At 63.0% G+C, this 21026-nt stretch carries 19 protein-coding genes; 18 read left to right on the plus strand and 1 reads right to left on the minus strand.

The window, feature by feature from the left end:
- The 17 genes from AC3IYG_RS06325 to AC3IYG_RS06405 all read left to right on the plus strand — a co-directional run bounded on the left by AC3IYG_RS06325 (nt 1) and on the right by AC3IYG_RS06405 (nt 17602).
- Nucleotides 1-528, plus strand: coding sequence for a chemotaxis protein CheW (locus tag AC3IYG_RS06325; RefSeq protein WP_489312920.1), 528 nt, complete (start codon nt 1-3; stop codon nt 526-528).
- Complete coding sequence (locus tag AC3IYG_RS06330; protein WP_489312922.1) at nt 528-1805, plus strand: CheR family methyltransferase; 1278 nt, start codon at nt 528-530, stop codon at nt 1803-1805. The genes AC3IYG_RS06325 and AC3IYG_RS06330 overlap by 1 nt, the downstream gene beginning before the upstream one ends.
- On the plus strand, nt 1798-2481 hold the full coding sequence (locus tag AC3IYG_RS06335; RefSeq protein WP_489312923.1) for a chemotaxis protein CheW: 684 nt from the start codon (nt 1798-1800) through the stop codon (nt 2479-2481). Before AC3IYG_RS06330 ends, AC3IYG_RS06335 begins: the two co-directional genes overlap by 8 nt.
- Nucleotides 2478-4736, plus strand: a complete 2259-nt coding sequence (locus tag AC3IYG_RS06340; RefSeq protein WP_489312925.1) for a hybrid sensor histidine kinase/response regulator — start codon at nt 2478-2480, stop codon at nt 4734-4736. The genes AC3IYG_RS06335 and AC3IYG_RS06340 overlap by 4 nt, the downstream gene beginning before the upstream one ends.
- Nucleotides 4737-4738: 2 nt before the next feature.
- Nucleotides 4739-5746 (plus strand): chemotaxis response regulator protein-glutamate methylesterase, encoded by a 1008-nt coding sequence (locus AC3IYG_RS06345; RefSeq protein ID WP_489312926.1) that lies wholly within the window; start codon nt 4739-4741, stop codon nt 5744-5746.
- 113 nt (nt 5747-5859) lie between these two features.
- Nucleotides 5860-6813, plus strand: a complete 954-nt coding sequence (locus tag AC3IYG_RS06350; protein ID WP_489313851.1) for a diguanylate cyclase domain-containing protein — start codon at nt 5860-5862, stop codon at nt 6811-6813.
- Between the two features lie 282 nt (nt 6814-7095).
- Nucleotides 7096-7824: a tellurite resistance TerB family protein gene (locus AC3IYG_RS06355; protein WP_489312928.1), complete on the plus strand. Its 729-nt coding sequence runs from the start codon at nt 7096-7098 to the stop codon at nt 7822-7824.
- A 140-nt stretch (nt 7825-7964) separates the two neighbouring features.
- A complete protein-coding gene (locus tag AC3IYG_RS06360; RefSeq protein WP_489312929.1) occupies nt 7965-9020 on the plus strand; it encodes an autotransporter outer membrane beta-barrel domain-containing protein in 1056 nt (351 codons plus the stop codon).
- Between the two features lie 229 nt (nt 9021-9249).
- Nucleotides 9250-10345 (plus strand): peptide chain release factor 2 gene (gene prfB, locus AC3IYG_RS06365; RefSeq protein ID WP_489312930.1). Its coding sequence is split into 2 segments (ribosomal slippage): nt 9250-9321 and nt 9323-10345, totalling 1095 coding nucleotides; the frame shifts between segments, so codons are not numbered across the junction.
- Between the two features lie 83 nt (nt 10346-10428).
- Nucleotides 10429-11931 (plus strand): lysine--tRNA ligase, encoded by a 1503-nt coding sequence (gene lysS / locus AC3IYG_RS06370; protein ID WP_489312931.1) that lies wholly within the window; start codon nt 10429-10431, stop codon nt 11929-11931.
- Nucleotides 11932-12049: 118 nt separating this feature from the next.
- Entirely contained in the window at nt 12050-12763 is a 714-nt protein-coding gene (locus AC3IYG_RS06375; protein ID WP_489312932.1) for a TetR/AcrR family transcriptional regulator, read from the plus strand.
- Between the two features lie 349 nt (nt 12764-13112).
- Nucleotides 13113-13664, plus strand: coding sequence for a hypothetical protein (locus tag AC3IYG_RS06380; protein ID WP_489312934.1), 552 nt, complete (start codon nt 13113-13115; stop codon nt 13662-13664).
- Between the two features lie 42 nt (nt 13665-13706).
- Nucleotides 13707-15002, plus strand: coding sequence for a flavohemoglobin expression-modulating QEGLA motif protein (locus tag AC3IYG_RS06385; RefSeq protein WP_489312935.1), 1296 nt, complete (start codon nt 13707-13709; stop codon nt 15000-15002).
- 146 nt (nt 15003-15148) lie between these two features.
- A complete protein-coding gene (locus AC3IYG_RS06390) occupies nt 15149-15895 on the plus strand; it encodes a TIGR00266 family protein (protein WP_489312936.1) in 747 nt (248 codons plus the stop codon).
- Nucleotides 15895-16773 carry an alpha/beta hydrolase gene (locus tag AC3IYG_RS06395; protein ID WP_489312937.1) on the plus strand — a complete coding sequence of 293 codons (879 nt, stop codon included), beginning with the start codon at nt 15895-15897 and terminating at the stop codon, nt 16771-16773. Before AC3IYG_RS06390 ends, AC3IYG_RS06395 begins: the two co-directional genes overlap by 1 nt.
- A complete protein-coding gene (locus AC3IYG_RS06400) occupies nt 16770-17096 on the plus strand; it encodes a PA3694 family proteiin (protein WP_489312938.1) in 327 nt (108 codons plus the stop codon). Before AC3IYG_RS06395 ends, AC3IYG_RS06400 begins: the two co-directional genes overlap by 4 nt.
- Nucleotides 17093-17602: an O-acetyl-ADP-ribose deacetylase gene (locus AC3IYG_RS06405; RefSeq protein ID WP_489312939.1), complete on the plus strand. Its 510-nt coding sequence runs from the start codon at nt 17093-17095 to the stop codon at nt 17600-17602. The genes AC3IYG_RS06400 and AC3IYG_RS06405 overlap by 4 nt, the downstream gene beginning before the upstream one ends.
- Before the next feature lie 33 nt (nt 17603-17635).
- Here the strand turns inward: AC3IYG_RS06405 and AC3IYG_RS06410 are convergent, their stop codons facing one another.
- Nucleotides 17636-17980, minus strand: a complete 345-nt coding sequence (locus AC3IYG_RS06410) for a pilin assembly protein (protein WP_489312940.1) — start codon at nt 17978-17980, stop codon at nt 17636-17638.
- 286 nt (nt 17981-18266) lie between these two features.
- Here AC3IYG_RS06410 and ppc point away from each other — a divergent pair, with 286 nt between their 5' ends.
- Nucleotides 18267-20903, plus strand: coding sequence for a phosphoenolpyruvate carboxylase (gene ppc / locus AC3IYG_RS06415; protein ID WP_489312942.1), 2637 nt, complete (start codon nt 18267-18269; stop codon nt 20901-20903).
- The last annotated feature ends 123 nt before the right edge of the window (nt 20904-21026 follow it).

Raw genomic sequence — 21026 nt, forward strand, 5'->3', positions numbered from 1 at the left:
GTGGTCGACCTGCACGTCGAGCCCCCCAAGGCTGGCACGCAACAGCTACCGCTGTTTCTGTTGTTCAGCCTTGGCGTGGATCGCTACGCCCTGGCTGCGCGCGAGATCGCGGCGGTGCTGCCGCGGGTGCTGCTGAAGCAGATCGCCGGGGCGCCGACCTGGGTCGCCGGGGTGTTCGCCTACCGTGGCAGCCTGGTGCCGGTCATCGATCTCAACGCCTTGAGCTTTGGCCAACCCGCTGTGGCGCGTACCAGCACCCGTACGGTGCTGGTGCATTACCGCAGTTCGTTGGATGGTCGCAGTCATCGGCTGGGGTTGATTCTCGAACATGCCACCGACACCCTGCGCTGCGACCCCGCCGACTTTCGCGACTACGGGCTGACTAACCAGGGCGCCCCCTACCTCGGGCCGGTGCTCGAATGCCGACAGGGGCTGGTACAGCGCATCAGCATCGATCAGTTGTTGCCACAGGCCGTGCAGGTGCTGCTGTTTCCGCCGGACACCGCAGCGCTGGCGGACAACCGCTGATGAACGTCGACCCGCGTTTCGAGCGCCTGCTCAAGGACACGATCGGCCTCGATGCCCTGACAGTCGGCGCCTCGGTGATCGAGCGGGCGGTGCGGCGCTGCATTGTCGCGGTACCTGGGCGCGATCTCGAGCAGTACTGGGCGCAGTTGCAGCATTCCGAGACCGAGTTGCAGGCGCTGATCGAAGCGGTGATCGTGCCGGAAACCTGGTTTTTCCGTTACCCGGAGTCGTTCGCCACCCTGGCGCGCCTGGCCTTCCAGCGGGGCCTCGAACTCAATGGCAGTCGCCCGCTGCGAATCCTCAGCCTGCCGTGTTCCAGCGGTGAAGAGCCCTATTCGATTGCCATGTGCCTGCTCGACGGGGCCATCGCGCCTGAGCAGTTCCAGATCGATGCGCTGGATGTCAGCCCTTTGTCGCTGGAGCGGGCCAAGCACGCGGTGTATGGCCGCAACTCCTTTCGTGGTGACTCTCTGGCGTTTCGCCGCCGGCATTTCACTGAGGTCGAAGACGGCTACGCGTTGCACGAGAATGTCTGCCGCCAGGTGCGCTTGCAGTGTGGCAATCTCCTGGAGCCGGGGCTGCTGGCGAGTCAGCCGGCCTATGACTTCGTGTTCTGCCGCAACCTGTTGATCTACTTCGATGTTGCCACTCAGGAGCAGGTGCTGCAGGTGTTGATGCGCCTGACCCGCCCCGATGGCGTGTTGTTTATCGGTCCGGCGGAAGCCAGCCTGTTCAGCCGCGTAGGCATGCAGTCGCTGGGGATTCCGCTGTCGTTCGCCTTCCGGCGTCCGGCCGAGGAGGGCAAGGCGCCGACCGTCAACCCGCCAGCTTTCGTCAGCCGCACGCCTCGTCCGCCGCCCGCGCTGCGCCCGAGCCGCATGGCGCCAGTGCCAGTGCCAGTGTCAACGCCAACGCCAACGCCTCCGGCCACGCCGCCGGTGCAGCGCAACCTGGCGGCCGCCGGTGCGACGCAACAACTGCAGCGGATTGCCACATTGGCCAACCAGGGCCACAGCGCTGAGGCGCGTCAGTGCTGCAACGAGTATCTCGCTGCGCACGGGCCTTCGGCCGAGACGTTCTATTGGCTCGGGTTGCTCAGCGATGTCGATGGCGATGCCTCGAGTGCCCAGGGCTATTATCGCAAGGCGCTCTATCTGCAGCCGCAACATCAGGCGGCGCTGGTCCATCTGGCGGCGTTGCTCGCGGCTCAGGGCGATAGCGCTGGCGCCCGGCGCTTGCAGGCCAGAGCCGCGCGTGGAGTGAATGGCAATGACTGAATTGATGCTGTCGAGCCAGGCGCAAGTCCATGAGCAGGCAATCGATGATTGTTGGAATCGCATCGGCATCCGTGGCGACAAGAGTTGTCCCGAGCTGATCCGCCACGTCCACTGTCGCAACTGTGCGGTGTATGCCGCCGCGGCAACCCGGTTGCTCGACCGCTACGCCTTGCAGCAGGAGTCGGCGGCGCACTATGAGCAGGCGGCCGAGGCAATCGCCCTGGCGACCCGCTCGCTGGTGATTTTCCGCCTCGGTGAGGAATGGCTGGCGTTGGCCACCCGCAGCCTGGTGGAAATCTCGCCCCTGGCGTCGATTCATTCGCTGCCGCACCAACGTTCGCGGGCCTTGCTCGGCGTCGCCAATGTGCGTGGCGCCCTGGTGCCCTGTGTCTCGCTGGTCGAGTTGCTGGGCTTGGAAGCCGCGTCGCCGGCACCGTCGGGGCGGGCGATGCCGCGCCTGCTGATTCTCGCCGGTCAGGGCGGCAGCGTGGTGGCGCCGGTGGATGAGGTCGACGGCATTCACGCGCTCGAAGAGCGCTTGCTGCAGGACGCGGCGCCGAGTGCACGCGGTAACACGGCGAAATACACCCTGGGCGTGATCCAGTGGCGCGAGCGCAGTGTGCGCCTGCTTGACGATCAACAGTTGCTGCAAGCCTTGATGCGGAGCCTGACATGACCCCGGATCAGATGCGCGATGCCTCGCTGCTCGAGCTGTTTCATATGGAGGCCGAAGCGCAAACCCAGGTCCTCAACGCCGGCTTGCTGGCGCTGGAGCGCAACCCGACCCAGGCCGAGCACTTGGAAGCCTGCATGCGTGCGGCGCATTCACTCAAGGGCGCGGCGCGGATCGTCGGCGTGGATGCCGGCGTGGGCGTGGCCCATGTCATGGAAGAGTGCCTGGTCGCGGCCCAGACCGGCCGATTGCGCCTGAGTCCCGAGCATGTCGATACCCTGCTCAAAGGGGCCGATCTGCTCTTGCGCATCGCCGCACCGGAGGGGCCGGCCGTCGAGCCGGCGCAGATCGAGGCTTTCGTCAGCCTGCTCGAGGCGATGTCGCGGGGCGGATTCGTTGCGCCGCCGTCCGCTCCGCAGCTGCCCGTCAGCGTGGAAATTCCGACACCCGCTTCAACTGTTCTGCCGCCGCCGGGTGAGCCGCAGCAAAGCGATCCGCGGTCGGTCGATGGCGGCGGCGAGCGGGTGCTGCGGGTCACCGCCGAGCGCCTCAATCGCTTGCTGGACTTGTCCAGCAAGGCGCTGGTGGAGTCCCAGCGGCTGACGCCTTTCCTGGCCTCGATGCAGCGCATGAAGCGCCTGCAGGTGGGCGCCAGTCGAGGCCTCGACCAGGTTCAGGATGCCCTCAAAGAGGCCGATTTCGACCCGCAGACCCGGGCCACTCTGGCGGATGCCCAGCGCCTGGTCGGCGAATGCCAGCAACTGTTGACCCAGCAGGCGAGCGATCTCGATGAGTTCAGCTGGCAGTCTGCGCAACGTGCGCAGCAGCAGTACGACACGGCCCTGGCCTGCCGCATGCGCCCGTTCGCCGATGTGCTGCGCGGCCAGGAACGGCTGGTTCGCGATCTCGGCCGTTCACTGGGCAAGCAGGTGCGTCTGCACATCGAAGGGGAGAACACCCAGGTCGATCGCGAGGTGCTGGAAAAGCTCGAGGCACCGCTGGTGCATCTGCTGCGCAATGCCATCGACCATGGCATCGAGACGCCGCAGGCGCGCCTGCTGGCCGGCAAGCCCGGCGAGGGCGTGATCAGCCTGAAGACCCGGCACCAGGCCGGATTGCTGGTGCTGGAGCTGGGTGACGATGGTGCCGGTATCGACCTGGAGCGGCTGCGTGCGGCGATCCTGCAGCGCCAGCTGTCGAGTGCCGAGACCATTGCCCAGATGAGTGAGGATGAGCTGCTGAGCTTCCTCTTCTTGCCGGGTTTCAGCATGCGCGACACGGTCACCGAGGTGTCGGGGCGCGGCGTCGGCCTGGATGCGGTGCAGCACATGGTGCGCCAGTTGCGCGGCAGCATTCAGTTGCGGCAGCGTCCTGGCCGGGGTGCGAGTTTCCATCTCGAAGTGCCGCTGACCCTGTCGGTGGTGCGTAGCCTGGTGGTGGCTATCGGTGGCGAAGCCTATGCTTTTCCGCTGGTGCAGATCGAGCGCACGCTGGAACTGGAGCCCGAAGCGATCGTGCAGCTCGAAGGTCGCCAGCATTTCTGGCACGAGGGCCGACATGTCGGCCTGGTGGCGGCCCATCAGTTGCTGCAGCGCTCGGAAGGCGAGGCGCTGCCGGGTGCGATTCGGGTGGTGGTGATTCGCGAGCGCGAAGCCGTTTACGGTGTTGCGGTCGAACGCTTCATCGGCGAACGAACCCTGGTGGTGCTGCCCCTCGATCCGCGTTTGGGCAAGATCCAGGATATTTCCTCGGGCGCCGTGCTCGATGATGGCTCGCCGGTGCTGATTCTGGATGTCGAGGACATGCTCCGCTCGGTGGAAAAACTCTTGAGCACGGGGCGCCTGGAGCGCATCGACCGGGGTGGCCGACAGGCCGGAGCCGTGGTGCGCAAACGCATCCTGGTGGTCGACGACTCGCTGACGGTGCGCGAGCTGGAACGCAAGCTGTTGCTCAATCGTGGCTATGATGTGGCGGTGGCCGTGGATGGTATGGATGGCTGGAACGCCTTGCGCTCCGAGCATTTCGATCTGCTGGTCACCGATATCGATATGCCGCGCATGGATGGCATCGAGCTGGTGACCCTGATCCGCCGTGACAGCCGTCTGCAGTCCTTGCCGGTGATGGTGGTGTCGTACAAGGACAGGGAAGAGGACCGCCGTCGCGGTCTGGATGCTGGCGCCGATTACTACTTGGCCAAGGCCAGTTTCCATGACGAGGCTTTGCTGGATGCAGTCGTCGATTTGATCGGGGAGGCTTAGGGATGAAAATCGGTATCGTCAATGACATGCCCATGGCGGTTGAAGCGCTGCGCCGAGCGTTGGCCTTCGAGCCGGCGCACCAGATCGCCTGGATCGCGCGCGATGGCGCCGAGGCGGTCGCGTGCTGCGCCAAGCTGAAGCCCGACGTGGTGTTGATGGACCTGATCATGCCGGTCATGGATGGGGTCGAGGCGACTCGCCTGATCATGGCGCAGAGCCCTTGCGCTATCCTGCTGGTCACCGTCGACATGCAACAGAACATGCGCCGGGTTTTCGAAGCGATGGGCCACGGTGCGCTGGATGTGGTCGATACGCCGGCTCTGGGTGCCGACAATGGCCGTGAGGGCGCCGCGCCACTGTTGCGCAAGATTCAGAATATCGGTTGGCTGATCGGTCAGCGCGAAAGCCGCGAGCCCTTAGTTGGCAGCCCAGCGCGGTCGAGCGGTGGGCGCCAGCGTTTGCTGGCCATCGGCGCTTCGGCTGGCGGCCCGGCGGCGCTGGAGTTGTTGCTGAAGAACCTGCCGGGCGATTTTCCCGCGGCGGTGGTATTGGTGCAGCACGTCGATCAGGTGTTCGCTGCCGGTATGGCCGATTGGCTCAACGGTGCCTCGCGTCTACCGGTACGCCTGGCCTGTGACGGCGAACCGCCGAGGCCGGGCACGGTGCTGCTGGCGGGTACCAACAATCACCTGCGGCTGCTCAAGAATGGCAGTTTGAGCTACACCGATGAGCCCAGTGAGCACTTCTACCGGCCGTCCATCGATGTGTTTTTCGAGAGTGTGGCGCAGCATTGGACGGGCGATGCGGTGGGCGTACTGCTGACTGGGATGGGGCGCGATGGCGCCCAGGGGTTAAAGTTGATGCGCGAACGCGGGTTTCACACCATCGCCCAGGACCAGCAGAGTTGCGCGGTGTATGGCATGCCGAAAGCCGCGGCGGCGATAGAGGCGGCGGTCGAGGTGCGGGCATTGGACGATATAGCCCCGCGCCTGGTTAAGTTGCTCGGTTGATTGCGCAACCTCAGCGGTCCCGCAAGAGCGGCCTTGCCCGATGTTCAGGGCGAATAATTAATAGTTGATCAGCACATGGTAGAGCAGCAGTGATTAATGATGAAAATGCCGTAATGGTCCTTCTGGTCGACGATCAGGCAATGATCGGCGAGGCGTTGCGCCGAGTTCTGGCCGACGAGCCGAATATCGACTTTCACTTCTGCTCTGATCCCCACCAGGCCGTTGCCGTGGCGGCCCAGCTCAAGCCGACGGTGATCTTGCAGGACCTGGTGATGCCAGGTGTCGATGGCCTGGCGCTGGTCCGCGAGTACCGCACCCATCTGGTGACCCGCGATATACCGATCATCGTGCTCTCGACCAAGGATGATGCGCAGGTCAAGAGTGCGGCCTTCGCAGCAGGCGCCAATGATTACCTGGTCAAGCTGCCGGACAACATCGAGTTGGTTGCGCGGCTTCGCTATCACTCGCGCTCCTACCTGGTGCAGTTACAGCGCGACGAGGCCTATCGGGCGTTGCGCGAAAGCCAGCAGCAACTGCTGGAAACCAACCTGGTGCTGCAGCGCCTGATGAATTCGGATGGCCTGACCGGGCTGTCGAATCGCCGGCATTTCGATGAGTACCTGGAGATGGAGTGGCGTCGGGCGATGCGCGAGCAGAGTCAGTTGTCGCTGCTGATGATCGATGTCGACTACTTCAAGAGTTACAACGACAGTTTTGGCCACTTGATGGGCGATGAGGCCCTGCAGCAGGTGGCGCAAGCCATCCGTGACGGTTGCAGCCGCTCTACCGACCTGCCGGCGCGCTATGGCGGCGAGGAGTTCGCCATGATCCTGCCGGGCACCGCGGCGGGCGGCGCGCGGCTGGTGGCGGAAAAAATCCGCCGGAGCATCGAGGCCAAGGGGATCGCGCATAACGCGCCGGCAGCAGGCGCCGTCCTGACGGCCAGCATCGGCATTGCGACCCTGACTCCGCAGCCGGGCGATTTGCCCCGGTCGCTGATCCAGGCCGCTGATCAGGCGCTTTACCAGGCCAAGAATAGCGGTCGCAACCAGCTCGGCATGCTCTAGTGGCCTGTGTGGCCTGTTCAATTGGTCAATTTCGGCGCCTGAAACCCCGATACTGCGTTGCCGTTCCTCGCCATAGCCCAGCTATGACACGTCGTGGGGCCTTGTCTCAAGGCTCCAGGCATCCGAACTTGAGTTAACCAACTAGCCGTACAGGTCGCTAGGTTCAGCTGTTGTTCTGGCACCGATGCAACATCTGGAAGCACTCTCATCCGCCGTTTGCGGGCGCTTCGTTCTAGTCTGCGCATCGATTTGTCAGAACTCGCCGAATGGCTGGAGGGCTCCATGATTACTCGAGGCTTACTCGATCAACTGTTGAAATCCGGGCAGGACCTGCTGCAGAACAAGGCCGTTGCGCGTCCGGGCAATCCTGGCGCTACGGGCGCTTCAGGTGGCCTGGGTGGGGTGCTGGGCGGTGCCGGTGGCAACCTCGGCAGCCTGCTCGGGGGTGCCGGCGGCGGTGCCTTGGCGGCGGGTGCCATGGGTTTGCTGTTGGGCAACAAAAGTGCACGCAAGCTCGGTGGCCAGGCTTTGACTTATGGCGGCCTGGCCGCCCTGGGCGTGATCGCCTACAAGGCCTACGGCAACTGGCAGGCGCAGCAGGCGAGCGCGCCGCAAGGCGAGCCACAGACGCTGGATCGTCTGCCAGCGCCGCAGGCCGAACTGCACAGCCAGGCGATCCTCAAGGCGCTGGTGGCGGCGGCCAAGGCCGATGGCCATGTCGATGCCCGTGAGCGGCAGTTGATCGAGGGTGAGTTCAGCAAGTTGACCCATGATCCAGAGCTGCAACGCTGGCTGGAAAGCGAGCTGAACAAGCCGCTCGACCCGGCCGACGTGGCGCGCGCCGCGCAGACGCCGGAGATGGCGGCGGAAATGTACCTGGCCAGTGTCTTGCTGGTGGATGAGGAACACTTCATGGAACGCGCCTATCTGGATGAGCTGGCTCGCCAGCTCAAGCTCGATCCGGCACTCAAGGTTGAATTGGAAACTCAGGTGCGGCAAGCCGCGCAATAACGCCAATGGCGCCGGGTTGGTTGTGGCATTCCGCTACAACCCTGAATGCGGCACTGTTCGGCTCGATGCTTGATTGCCTTGCCCGAACTATCGTTATCAGGTCGCCGCTTAATTGCCGGTTATCGAGTGAGTAGGCCTGAATGAACGTGCTATCCATCAGGTGCGGGTTTCGCAACGGCACGCCGCGAGCCGGCCTGTGTGGTTGCGTGCTGTTGGCGAGTGGCCTGCCGGCGCTGGCGCAGGCCGATTCGCAAGCGGGTGAGATCTACGCCAGCAGCCGTACGGTTTTGCTGGACGATAGCCGGTTTGTCCGCGAGGCGGCGCAGGACCGTCTGCAACAGATCCGCTATTCGTATCGCGAACCCGAAGCTGCACCCGGTCAGCAGCAATTCTGGGCGCGAACCTACGGCAGTTGGGGGGCGTTGGCGGCGAATGGCGATGCCGCGCGGCTCGAGCGTGATACTGGCGGTCTTTTCCTGGGCGCTGACCGCCATGTGCGCGATGACTGGGTGATCGGTGGCTTGGCCGGTTATTCGCGCAGTTCGCTGCGAGTCGATCGGCGCGATGCGCAGGCGGATATCGACAGCTATCACCTCGCACTGTACGCCGCGACCAAGTTTTACAACCAGATCGGCCTCAAACTCGGCGCGGCCTATAGTCAGAACAGCCTGGCGAGTCGGCGTCAGGAGTCGGGCGAGCATCTGCGTAGCGATACCGATGGCGACACTCTGCAAGCCTTTATCGAAAGCAGTTATGCCCTGGACTTCAAAGCGTTCAGCCTGGAGCCTTTCGCCAATCTGGCCTATGTGCAGGTGCGCACCGATGACACGCATGAGCAGGGTGGAAGTGCGGCCCTGCAGGTCAGTAGCGAGCGCGAGGGTAGCGGTTTCGCCACCTTTGGTTGGCGGGCTGCGACGCAATGGACCATCGGTACCGGGCAGCGCCTGACCGCCCGTGGCAGCTTGGGTTGGCGGCACGCATTGGCTGAGGATGATCTGCGCAGCGATGTCCGTTCGCCGGCGCAGCAGCGGTTTTCCAGCGATGGCGTGGAGCTTGACACAGACAGTCTGCGCCTCGATCTGAATCTGGATTACGAACTGCTGCCGGAGGTCTACGTTGGCCTGCTGTACAGCGGCCTGTATGCCGAGGCCGAGCATGACAATGGTCTGGGCGCCCGCCTGAGCCTGAAGTTCTAAGCGCCTGTTCAAGGTCTGCCGTGCGTCGGCCATGCTGCGTTGAAGTCGGGTTTCCATAAGTGGCTTGTCGCTAACGCGCTTCAGCGCAGCCCTGATGGCGCGCGCGGCCGCTCCTAAACTCGGCTCGGGCCTCCTGCCTCGCAGCGCTGGACGGTTGGCTGCCAGAGGTCGGGAACTGGGGTATACTCGCCGGCTTTTCACAAAGTTCTGCCTGCGAGTGCTGCCTACCATGGAAATCAACCCGATCCTTAACAGCATCAAGGACCTCTCCGAACGTTCTGAAACCATTCGGGGGTATCTTTGACTACGATCAAAAGCATGAGCGTCTGACCGAGGTCAATCGCGAGCTTGAAGATCCGAATGTCTGGAACAACCCTGAGTACGCCCAGAATCTAGGCCGCGAGCGCTCCTTGCTGGCCCAGATCGTCGAAACCCTCGATGAAATGTCCAGCGGGCTGGCCGATGCCAAAGACCTGTTGTTGATGTCTGCCGAGGAAGAAGACCAGGCTGCCGTTGACGATGTCTCCGCTGAGGTCGAGCGCCTGCGCGCCTCCCTCGAAAAGCTCGAGTTCCGCCGCATGTTCAGTGGTGATATGGACCCGAACAACGCCTACCTGGACATCCAGGCCGGCTCCGGCGGCACCGAAGCCCAGGACTGGGCCAACATCCTGCTGCGCATGTACCTGCGCTGGGCGGATAAGCGCGGGTTCGACGCGACCATCATGGAGCTGTCCGCCGGTGAAGTCGCCGGGATCAAGGGCGCGACCGTGCATATCAAGGGCGAATACGCCTTTGGCTGGCTGCGTACCGAAATCGGCGTACACCGTCTGGTGCGCAAGAGCCCATTCGACTCCGGCAACCGTCGTCACACCTCGTTCTCGGCCGTGTTCGTGTCGCCTGAAATCGATGACAACATCGAAATCGACATCAATCCGTCGGATCTGCGGATCGACACCTACCGCTCCTCCGGTGCCGGTGGTCAGCACGTAAACACCACCGACTCGGCCGTACGTATCACCCACGTACCGACCAACACCGTGGTCAGCTGCCAGAACGAGCGCTCCCAGCACGCGAACAAAGACACCGCGATGAAAATGTTGCGGGCGCGCTTGTACGAGCAGGAAGTGCAGAAGCGCAATGCCGCCTCCCAAGCACTGGAAGACACCAAGTCGGACATCGGCTGGGGGCATCAGATCCGCTCGTATGTACTCGATCAGTCGCGGATCAAGGATCTGCGTACCGGTATCGAGCGCAGCGACTGCGTCAACGTGCTCGACGGCGACATCGATGAGTACCTGGTGGCAAGCCTCAAGCAAGGGTTGTAAGCCTAGGCCGCGATAGAGCTGCCCCGATCTAAGTCCCTCGCCGATGGCGAGGGCAACGAACCTGTGATGGAAGATTTAAAGACATGAGCGACCTAGAACTCGACCCGCAAGCCCTGCAACAGGAAGAAAACGCCCTGATCGCCCTGCGCAAGGAAAAGCTTGCTGCCGAGCGCGCCAAGGGTCAGGCCTTCCCGAACGACTTCCGCCGCGACGCCTACTGCGAAGACTTGCAGAAGAAATACGCGGACAAGACCAAGGAAGAGCTGGCAGAGGCCGCGATCCCGGTCAAGGTTGCCGGTCGTCTCATGCTCAACCGTGGCTCGTTCATGGTGATCCAGGACATGTCCGGGCGCATCCAGGTTTACGTCAACCGTAAAACCCTGTCCGAAGAAACCCTGGCCGCGGTGAAAACCTGGGATCTGGGCGACATCATCGCCGCCGAAGGCACCCTGGCCCGTTCCGGCAAAGGCGACCTGTACGTTGAAATGACCAACGTGCGTCTGCTGACCAAGTCTCTGCGCCCGCTGCCGGACAAGCACCACGGTTTGACCGACACCGAGCAGCGCTATCGCCAGCGTTACGTCGACCTGATCGTCAACGAGGACGTACGCCAGACCTTCCGCGTGCGTTCGCAGGTCATCGCCCACATCCGCAGCTTCCTGATGCAGCGTGACTTCCTGGAAGTGGAAACGCCGATGCTGCAAACCATTCCGGGCGGTGCGGCGGCCAAGCCGTTCGAAACCCACCATAACGCGCTGGATATGCAGATGTTCCTGCGTATCGCGCCGGAGCTGTACCTCAAGCGCTTGGTTGTGGGTGGATTTGAAAAAGTATTCGAGATCAACCGCAACTTCCGTAACGAAGGCGTTTCGACTCGGCACAACCCCGAGTTCACCATGCTCGAGTTCTACCAGGCCCACGCTGACTACGAAGACAACATGGACCTGACCGAGGAGCTGTTCCGCGAGCTGGCTCAGCTGGTGCTGGGCAGCACCGACGTGCCGTACGGCGACAAGGTGTTCCACTTCGGCGAGCCGTTTGTGCGTCTTTCGGTGTTCGACTCGATCCTCAAGTACAACCCGGACCTGACCGCTGCCGACCTGCAGGACATCGACAAGGCCCGCGCCATCGCCAAGAAAGCCGGTGCCAAGGTGCTCGGCTTCGAAGGTCTGGGCAAGTTGCAGGTGATGATTTTCGAAGAGCTGGTCGAGCACAAGCTGGAGCAGCCGCACTTCATCACCCAGTACCCATTCGAAGTGTCGCCGCTGGCCCGTCGTAACGACGAGAATCCAAGCGTCACTGACCGCTTCGAGCTGTTCATCGGTGGTCGTGAAATCGCCAACGCCTATTCCGAGCTCAATGATGCCGAAGACCAGGCCGAACGTTTCATGGCTCAGGTGGCCGACAAGGACGCCGGTGACGACGAAGCCATGCACTACGACGCCGACTTCGTTCGCGCGCTGGAGTACGGCATGCCGCCGACTGCGGGTGAAGGTATCGGCATCGACCGTCTGGTGATGTTGCTGACCAACTCGCCGTCGATTCGCGATGTCATCCTGTTCCCGCATATGCGTCCGCAGGCCTGATGAGCCCGTCAGAAGCCGCCTTCGGGCGGCTTTTTGTTGTCTGCGTAAGGATCTATTCTGCTAAGCAAAGCTCCAACGTTTGAGCTTTTGTTTTATTGCGCAAGAGGTAAGCCCAGTCGTGACCCGTCCCCCCTCGCAAGACAGTGCTGCCGATGTGGCCAGTGCCGTTGCTGAAAGTGTTCAGTACCAAGGTCGCAAGGCCAGTCGACAGGGCAGCGAGCAGCGCCGCCAGGCGATTCTCGATGCGGCCATGCGCATCATCGTGCGTGAGGGCGTGCGTGCGGTGCGCCATCGCGCAGTAGCGGCAGAGGCCGAGGTACCGCTCTCGGCAACCACCTACTACTTCAAAGACATCGATGATCTGATCACCGATACGTTTACTCTGTTCGTCGAGCGCAGCGCGGCCGATATGGCTTCGTTCTGGGACAGTACCGAGGGGTTGCTGCTGGAGAAGGTCGGCAAGCTCAATGGCAGTATCGAGTCGCGGCGCGACCTGGCTGATGATATCGCCAGCGTGGCGGTGGAGTATGTGCGGCAACAGTTGATTACGCGCCCGGAGCATCTGCTGGCCGAACGTGCCTTTCAACAGGAAGCGCTGCTCAATCCACGTTTGCATGCTCTGGTGCGCTCCCATCGGCAGATCCTGTTGCAAGGGGTTACGCATTTTTTCCAGGTGCTGGGTTCGCAGCAGCCGGAGCAGGATGCCAAGGTATTGACGGGTATCATCGAGCGGATGGAATATCAGGGCCTGATCGATGGGGTCGAACATCTGGACAGCGGCGACATGCTGGCCATCCTCAAACGCTATATGTATCTGGTTCTGGGGCTCTGACACCGTAGGCAAGCGAACCCCGCCGGACGGACCGTGTGCCTGTGGCTGCGGGTTTTGCGCCGCGTAGGGCGTTGAACAGGTTCGGACTGCTCATTTACAGCTCGTAAACTCCGCGTCTTTACCTGTTTTGGTCTTGAATACCCTTCGCTCGCTGCGTATTCACCCAGCCTGTGATGCTGAGGTTGTCATATATATGGAATAGCCTGCGAAGTTTTAATCCAGGTTAGCTCAGGAGGAAACCGGTGGTGATGGGCTGTTTAGGCTGTGTCGATGAGGGGCGAGGCCCGCTTTCAATGGTTTATGGGCGCCTGCTGGCGCGACTCGGAAGCGTCCTCACAAGGAGAGCGAAATGAAAGCCTGGCGCGTACTGGTCGCCTTGTCCTTCGTGCTGTTGAGCGGTTGCCTGGTCACTTTCAGGGATCCTATCCCCGCCAACGAAGCGGCGCCGATCCCGCTGCTCGGCGAGTGGACGCGCAAGAACGAGTGGGGCGAGCAACTCTACCTTGAAGTCAGCCGCGCAGGCTCCAATGTCTACAAGGCCAGAACCTATGTGAGCAGCCCGGACAATGTCGAAAGCCTCAATGAATATGGCTTTACCGTGGCTCACCATGGCAGCCGCTGGTATCTCTCGGCCGGTTTGCCGAAGAGCCTGGGGGCCAACTTCGCCATCGCCGGCTTCGAGCTGACCAAGGACAACGAACTGGTGCTCTATAGCCTCGATATCGATCGTGTGCGGCAGACGCTCGAACTCGGCAGCCTGGAAGGCAAGGTCGTGGAGACCCCGGAAGGCGACGGCGTGCTTATCAGCAGCACGCTGGACAAGGTGTTCGCCTACCTGGATGACCAGGCGAACTCCGATGTGTTTATCGAGGTTGCGCGGTATCAGCGCTCCAGCGAGTGAAGGCCGGCAGTCAATGCCAAGGACAAGTCCAGTGAGGGACAGATGAACAATCACATCGAGCTCGACGACTATCAGCTGGTGATTCGTACGTTGTCCGATCGCCTGGTCGAGGCGCAAACGCCGATTCGTGTGCTGGATGCAGTCAAGTGGGATGAGAGCATCCGCAAGGGTTTCCTCAAGGCCAAAGGCAAGGAGCTGCCGGCGGTCGACCGGGCCTATTACGATGCGCGCCCACTGGCCTTCGATTCCGGCGCGAAGAAGCTGGAGTTCCAGAACCTCGAGCGCGATATCACCCGCCAACTCGGCCAGTTCAATCCGGTCGGGCAGATCATGCGGCGCATGTGCAAGGAATACCGCATGGTTATCCGCATGCTCGAAGCCCGTGGTACGCCGGATTTCGGCCTGATCTCCCAGGAGCTCTATGGCTCGGCTTCCGATGCCTTCCATGCCGGCGACCCGACGTTGGCCGATCTGGGCCTGATGTTTTCCGACTACCTGAACAAGATCGATGACCGCGGCGACCTCAAGGACGAACCGAAAACCCTGACCGCCCAGGATGCGGTCGAGATGTTGCAGGGGCGCTTGAACAAGGTGTTCGGCGAGGAGGAGAGCACCATCCGCGTGTTCGAGTCCGACGGTATCCTCGCCGACGCTGCCGCTGGCGCCGACTACATCAAGATCCGCACCGATGCGATGTTCAACGAGCGCGATGTGCGGGCACTGGAGGTCCATGAAGGGCTGGTGCATGTCGGCACCACCTTGAATGGGCTTAACCAGCCGATCTGCACTTTCCTCGCCAAGGGTCCGCCATCCTCCACCGTGACTCAGGAAGGCCTGGCGATCCTGATGGAAGTGATCGCCTTCGCCTCCTACCCGAGCCGCCTGCGCAAGCTGACCAACCGCACGCGGGCCATCCACATGGCCGAGGATGGCGCGGACTTCCTGCAGGTGTTCGAGTTCTTCCGCGAGCAGGGCTTTGGCATGGAAGAGAGCTACGCCAATGCCAGCCGCAGCTTCCGCGGCTCGACCCCGAATGGGTTGCCGTTCACCAAGGATCTGTCCTATCTGAAGGGCTTTATCCTGATCTACAACTACATCCAGTTGGCAGTGCGCAAGGGCAAGCTGGAGCAGATCCCGTTGTTGTTCTGCGGCAAAGCCACACTCGAAGACATGCGCACCCTGCGCCAACTGGTCGATGAAGGGCTGGTGGTGCCGCCGAAATACCTGCCGCCGCAGTTTCGTGATCTCAATGCACTGTCGGCGTGGATGTGCTTCTCCAACTTCCTCAACCACCTCAGCCTGGATCGGATCGAAGCCGACTACGCCAATATCCTCTGAAAGCTGCTGCGCCCGGTCATGCTGTGTGGAAGATGAGGCCGGAAATGCTCATTTGCAGCAGTGAGCTCCGCTTTCCGACCAGGCATTGATTCGTCGCCAGGATGCAAGCCGGGGCGGCGCTGAGCCCGAATTGCCAGGAGCCCTAAATGGCCAGCCACTCACTCGATTACGAAATTCTCGGCACGTCGGCGCAGACCGTGGAGATCATTCTCGCCCCGGAGCAGACGGTGATCGCCGAGGCCGGGCTGATGAACTACATGACCGATGGCATCCGTTTCGATACGCGCATGGGCGATGGTTCGGCCAGCGGCGTGCTGGGCAAGTTGTGGAGCGCCGGCAAGCGCATGCTCACGGGTGAGTCGCTGTTCATGACGCACTTCAGCAATCAGGGCAAAGCTCCGGCGCGGGTGGCGTTCGCCGCCCCTTATCCGGGTACCGTGGTGCCCATCGAGCTGGCGCAGGTTGGCGGCACGCTGACTTGCCAGAAGGATGCGTTTCTCTGCGCGGCCCATGGCACGCGGATCGGCATCAGCTTCAACAAGCGCCTGGGTGCCGGTTTCTTTGGTGGCGAGGGCTTCATCCTGCAAAAACTCGAAGGTGATGGCCTGGCCTTCGTGCATGCGGGTGGCGCGGTGATCCGCAAGGAGTTGAACGAGGAAAGCCTGCGCGTGGACACCGGCTGCCTGGTGGCGTTCACCTCGGGGATCGACTACGACATCCAGCTGGCGGGCGGCCTGAAGAGCATGTTGTTCGGCGGTGAAGGCATCCTGCTGGCGACTTTGAAGGGCACCGGCAGCGTATGGATCCAAAGCCTGCCGTTTTCGCGGCTGGCCGAACGTATTTATGCGGCAACGTTCAAGGCGCGTGAGGAAGTACGTGCGGGTGGCAAGTGATGCGCCTGTGGCTGCTGATGCTTTGCGCGAGCTTGTGCGGCTGCAGTTCGTTGCTGTTTTACCCGGAAAAAGGTCAGCCCTTCACCCCACAAGTGGCCAAGCTGGAGTTTCGCGATGAACTCCTGACGGCGGCCGATGGTACCCGGTTGCATGCCTGGTGGCTGCCGGCGAAGGCGGGTGTGGCGGTCAAGGGCACGGTGCTGCATCTGCATGGCAACGGCGGCAATGTCGCCAGCCACCTCGGTGGCAGCTGGTGGTTGCCGGAGCAGGGGTATCAGGTCTTGCTGCTGGATTATCGCGGCTACGGCCGCTCGGAGGGCGAGCCCAGCCTGCCGGCGGTCTATCAGGATATCGATGCCGCGTTCGCCTGGTTGCAGGCTGCGCCGCAGGTGCAAGGCAAGCCCCTGGTGGTGCTCGGGCAGAGCCTCGGCGGCGCGTTGGCGCTGCACTACCTGGCCGAACATCCTTCGCAGCGGGAGCGGCTCCAGGCCTTGGTGCTCGACGGTGTGCCGGCCAGTTACCGCGAGGTTGCCCAGTTCACCCTGAACAATGCCTGGCTGACCTGGCCATTGCAGGTGCCGTTGGCGTGGCTGGTGCCCGATGACGACAGTGCGATCCATGCCATACCGCGACTCGAAGGCGTGCCGCAACTGATCTTCCAGAGCATCGACGATCCGGTCGTGCCTCTTTCAAATGGCGTGAGCTTGTATCAAGCTGCGCGCCCGCCGCGGGTGTTCCAACCGACCCGTGGCGGGCATGTGCAGACGTTCGCCGAGCCGGTCTGGCGCCAGGTGATGCTGCTCTTTCTAAGCGACCCGCAGGGCTTCACTGGCTTGCGGCGGCTGGCTGAAGTCCCTAATCCAGAGAGTCCACAATGAGCGAAGAACGCGACGCTATCCCCCTGGTCATCACCGGCATCGGCAGCATCCTCGGCACCGTCGCGGTGCTTTGGTATTACGGCTACCTGCACTTCGCCAAACCGCAGGACGCCTTGCTGCTGGCCGATTTCACCATGCTCAAGACCGTGCCGGGCGAGGATTACAAAGTCTCGCTGACGCCGGCCACCCAGGTGGCGCAGTGCCTGGACGGCGTGCTGGTACTGTTCGACACCGCGCAGAAGGGCCTGACGGGTGTGCTGGTGGACAACAAGAAGCAGGCCGTGCGTTGCATTGGCCAGGAAACCCCGCAAGAAGTGAAATGAAGATCGAGATCTGGCAGGGCGATCTGACCACGCTTGACGTGGATGCCATCGTCAATGCGGCCAATTCGAGCCTGCTCGGCGGCGGTGGTGTCGATGGCGCCATCCATCGCGCGGCGGGCCGCGAGTTGCTGGCTTACTGTCGAACTCTCGGGGGCTGTGCAACCGGTGCTGCATGCATCACGCCGGGCTTCAAGCTGCCGGCACGCCACGTCATCCACACGGTCGGACCGGTCTGGCAAGGTGGCCGCCAGGGTGAGCCTGATTTGCTCGCCGCTTGTTACCGCAACAGTTTGGCGCTGGCTGAAGCCGAAGGCTTGTGCAGCATCGCCTTCCCGGCAATCAGCTGCGGCGTGTATGGCTATCCCCTAGAACAGGCGGCGGCTATCGCCGTTGCCGAGTTGCAGCGCAGGCGCCCCGCCGACAGTTCCCTGCAAAGAGCCGTGCTGGTGGCTTTTTCAGGGCCGATGGCCGCGCTCTATCGCCACTTGCTGGCGTTGGGCGAATAGCGGCTGAGACGGTTTACCCATCCGACGCTGGGCTCAATGATTGGCGCTGTCCTGTTGCTGCACCAACTCATGCAGGTATTTGCGTGACAGCGCGAGGAAGCGCGGCGTCAACCCAATGTCTTCGTACAGCGGATCACCCTGTTCGTCCGTGGCCACCACCTGGCTGCCTTTGACGTAGGGCAGGCTGGCTTCGAGCTCTTCCAGGGCGGCACCGAGCAACTCACCGAGCAGTTCTTCTGGGTGGCGTTTGGGGTACATCTCGGTCAGCGCGGCGAGGCGCGCGGCGGACTCCAGGTCCAGATGGATCTGGTAGAGATTATTCGTCAGGCGGCCCTTGGCGTTCTGTTCCCAATGGCTAACGAGTTCGCGAATCTTCATAAATACCTCTTCCCATGCCCGCTCGTGGTGGGCGGTTGTCGAGCTCCCAGGCATCAGCCTGCCGGGTTGGTAAATCCTTTTGGGACCTACCTTAATTAGCCTAGCCCGCTCTAGCCTGGGCAGATGTCTTTCGTCGCACGCTTGTAAGAAGGTGGCGCGCTGGGCACTCTCTACCGTGCAACCCATGTTTTCGGCTGTTCTGCAGGGCGGCCCGTCCGGGTAGCGGATCAACCACGAACTCGCTTCAAGGTTCTTGCAGGTTCCAGTTTCGGCGGAGAAAACGGTTATGGCGGAAATCGACGCACGTTTGCGCGAGAACGTTCACCAGCTTGGCGAACTGCTTGGCGACACCATTCGCGCCCAGCGTGGCGCGGCTTTTCTCGACAAGATCGAGCGCATCCGCAAGGGTGCCAAAGCGGCCCGGCAAGGCTCTGCCGATGGCGCCCAGCAACTCACGACCACCCTCGACGAGCTCGCCGAAGATGAATTGTTGCCGGTCGCACGGGCTTTCAACCAGTTCCTCAACCTGGCCAATATCGCCGAGCAGTACCACCAGGTGCGCCGGCGTGGGCCGAATGAGCCTGAGCCGTTCGAAGTGCAGGTACTGCCGAACCTGTTGGCCCGCCTGAAAGCCAATGGCCAGAGTGCCGAAGTCCTGGCCCGCCAGCTCGGCCGGCTGGACATCGAGCTGGTGCTGACCGCACACCCGACGGAGGTCTCGCGCCGCACCCTGATTCAAAAATACGATGCCATCGCCGCGCAGTTGGCCGCACAGGACCGTGGCGACCTCTGTGCCCGTGAGCGTGAGCAGGCCAGGCTGCGTCTGCAGCGGTTGGTCGCCGAAGCCTGGCACACCGAGGAAATCCGCCGCAGCCGGCCCAGCCCGGTGGATGAGGCGAAGTGGGGCTTTGCGGTAATCGAGCATTCGCTGTGGAAGGCCGTGCCGAATTACCTGCGCCGCGCCGACGAGGCGCTGCATAGCGCCACGGGTCTGCGCCTGCCGTTGACGGCCGCACCGATCCGCTTTGCTTCGTGGATGGGCGGCGATCGCGACGGCAATCCGAACGTCACGGCGCGAGTCAGTCGTGAAGTGCTGTTGCTGGCGCGCTGGATGGCGGCGGATCTGTATGTGCGCGATGTCGACAACCTGGCCGCCGAGCTGTCCATGCAGCAGGCCAGCAGCGCCGTGCGGGCCTTGGTCGGGGACAGTGCGGAACCTTATCGGGCGCTGCTCAAACAGCTGCGCGAGCGCTTGAAGGCTACCCGCGCCTGGGCCGAAGCGGCATTGGCCGGCGACCTGCCGGCGCCGCCAGCGGTGCTGCAGAACAATAGCGAGCTGCTTGAGCCGCTGGAGCTCTGTTATCACTCGCTGCATGAGTGCGGCATGGGTGCGATCGCCGATGGCCCGTTGCTCGACTGCCTGCGCTGTGCGGCGACTTTCGGCCTGTTTCTGGTGCGCCTGGATATCCGCCAGGACGCCAGCCGGCATGCCGCGGCGCTGAACGAGATCACGGATTACCTGGGGCTCGGGCACTATGCCGAATGGGATGAAGAGGCGCGGATTGCCTTCCTGCTGCGTGAGCTGAACAACCGTCGGCCGCTGTTGCCGGCGCAGTGCAAACCCTCGGCCGACACCGCCGAAGTGCTCGCCACCTGCCGCGTGGTGGCAGCGGCGCCAGAGGCCTCGCTGGGCTCCTATGTGATCTCCATGGCGGGTGCGCCTTCGGATGTGCTGGCCGTACAGCTGTTGCTCAAGGAATCCGGCCTTCAGCGCCCAATGCGCGTGGTGCCGCTGTTCGAGACCTTGGCCGACCTGGAAAACGCCGGCCCGGCCATTGACCGTCTGCTCGGCTTGCCGGGCTATCGCGCGCGCCTGCACGGCCCGCAGGAAGTGATGATCGGCTACTCGGATTCGGCCAAGGATGCCGGCACCACGGCCGCCGCCTGGGCGCAGTACCGCGCCCAGGAAAGCCTGGTGGAAGTCTGCCGTCAGCACCAGGTCGAGCTGCTGCTGTTCCATGGCCGCGGCGGCACGGTCGGGCGCGGCGGCGGTCCGGCCCATGCGGCGATCCTCTCGCAACCGCCGGGCTCGGTGGCGGGGCGCTTTCGCACCACCGAACAGGGCGAGATGATTCGCTTCAAGTTCGGTTTACCGGATATTGCCGAGCAGAACCTCAACCTCTATCTGGCCGCGGTGCTGGAGGCGACCTTGCTGCCGCCGCCAGTGCCGGAGCCCGCTTGGCGTGAGTTGATGGGCCGGCTCGCGGCCGATGGTGTAGGGGCCTATCGCGCCGTGGTGCGTGAGCATCCGCAGTTCGTCGAGTACTTCCGCCAGGCCACGCCGGAGCAGGAGTTGGGCCGGCTGCCGCTCGGCAGCCGGCCGGCCAAGCGCCGCGAGGGTGGCGTGGAAAGCCTGCGGGCGATCCCCTGGATCTTCGCCTGGACCCAGACCCGCCTGATGCTGCCGGCCTGGCTGGGCTGGGAGGCGGCCTTGAGTCGTGCGCTGAGCCGTGGTGAGGGTGAGTTGCTGGCGCAGATGCGCGAGCACTGGCCGTTTTTCCGCACACGCATCGATATGCTCGAGATGGTGCTGGCGAAAGCCGACGTGGCCATCGCCCGACTCTATGACGAGCGTTTGGTGGCGTCGGAACTGTGTCCTTTGGGTGCGCACTTACGCGACCTATTGTCGCAGGCCTGCGCGGTAGTGCTGGGTCTGACCGGGCAGTCGCAGCTGCTCGCCCATAGCCCGGAAACCCTGGAATCGATCAGCGTGCGCAACACCTACCTGGACCCGTTGCACCTGCTCCAGGTCGAGCTGCTGGCCCGTTCTAGACAGGCCGAGAGCCTGGTGGGCAGCCCTCTTGAGCAGGCTTTGCTGGTCAGTGTGGCGGGCATCGCTGCCGGTTTGCGCAACACCGGTTGAGCAGGCGGCATAAACGCTCGCAGGGGGTTCCACAATGGCACCAAAGCCCCTGGCCTATCCGACTTTCGGTGGCTTGTGCGCTATCGGTGCGCTGTGTATCTTGATCAACCTTTTGGCCGTTGG

This window comes from Pseudomonas sp. KH_027 (assembly GCF_057838565.1).

What these genes read in the sequence shown, in the direction of transcription:
- ppc (WP_489312942.1), top strand. Translation starts at nt 18,267, where the DNA reads ATGGCGGAAATCGACGCACGTTTGCGCGAGAACGTTCACCAGCTTGGC.
- AC3IYG_RS06400 (WP_489312938.1), top strand. Translation starts at nt 16,770, where the DNA reads ATGAGCGAAGAACGCGACGCTATCCCCCTGGTCATCACCGGCATCGGC.
- AC3IYG_RS06410 (WP_489312940.1), bottom strand. Translation starts at nt 17,980, where the DNA reads ATGAAGATTCGCGAACTCGTTAGCCATTGGGAACAGAACGCCAAGGGC.
- AC3IYG_RS06380 (WP_489312934.1), top strand. Translation starts at nt 13,113, where the DNA reads ATGAAAGCCTGGCGCGTACTGGTCGCCTTGTCCTTCGTGCTGTTGAGC.
- AC3IYG_RS06355 (WP_489312928.1), top strand. Translation starts at nt 7,096, where the DNA reads ATGATTACTCGAGGCTTACTCGATCAACTGTTGAAATCCGGGCAGGAC.
- AC3IYG_RS06385 (WP_489312935.1), top strand. Translation starts at nt 13,707, where the DNA reads ATGAACAATCACATCGAGCTCGACGACTATCAGCTGGTGATTCGTACG.
- AC3IYG_RS06345 (WP_489312926.1), top strand. Translation starts at nt 4,739, where the DNA reads ATGAAAATCGGTATCGTCAATGACATGCCCATGGCGGTTGAAGCGCTG.
- AC3IYG_RS06390 (WP_489312936.1), top strand. Translation starts at nt 15,149, where the DNA reads ATGGCCAGCCACTCACTCGATTACGAAATTCTCGGCACGTCGGCGCAG.
- AC3IYG_RS06335 (WP_489312923.1), top strand. Translation starts at nt 1,798, where the DNA reads ATGACTGAATTGATGCTGTCGAGCCAGGCGCAAGTCCATGAGCAGGCA.
- AC3IYG_RS06405 (WP_489312939.1), top strand. Translation starts at nt 17,093, where the DNA reads ATGAAGATCGAGATCTGGCAGGGCGATCTGACCACGCTTGACGTGGAT.
- lysS (WP_489312931.1), top strand. Translation starts at nt 10,429, where the DNA reads ATGAGCGACCTAGAACTCGACCCGCAAGCCCTGCAACAGGAAGAAAAC.
- AC3IYG_RS06340 (WP_489312925.1), top strand. Translation starts at nt 2,478, where the DNA reads ATGACCCCGGATCAGATGCGCGATGCCTCGCTGCTCGAGCTGTTTCAT.
- AC3IYG_RS06330 (WP_489312922.1), top strand. Translation starts at nt 528, where the DNA reads ATGAACGTCGACCCGCGTTTCGAGCGCCTGCTCAAGGACACGATCGGC.
- AC3IYG_RS06350 (WP_489313851.1), top strand. Translation starts at nt 5,860, where the DNA reads ATGGTCCTTCTGGTCGACGATCAGGCAATGATCGGCGAGGCGTTGCGC.
- AC3IYG_RS06395 (WP_489312937.1), top strand. Translation starts at nt 15,895, where the DNA reads ATGCGCCTGTGGCTGCTGATGCTTTGCGCGAGCTTGTGCGGCTGCAGT.
- AC3IYG_RS06360 (WP_489312929.1), top strand. Translation starts at nt 7,965, where the DNA reads ATGAACGTGCTATCCATCAGGTGCGGGTTTCGCAACGGCACGCCGCGA.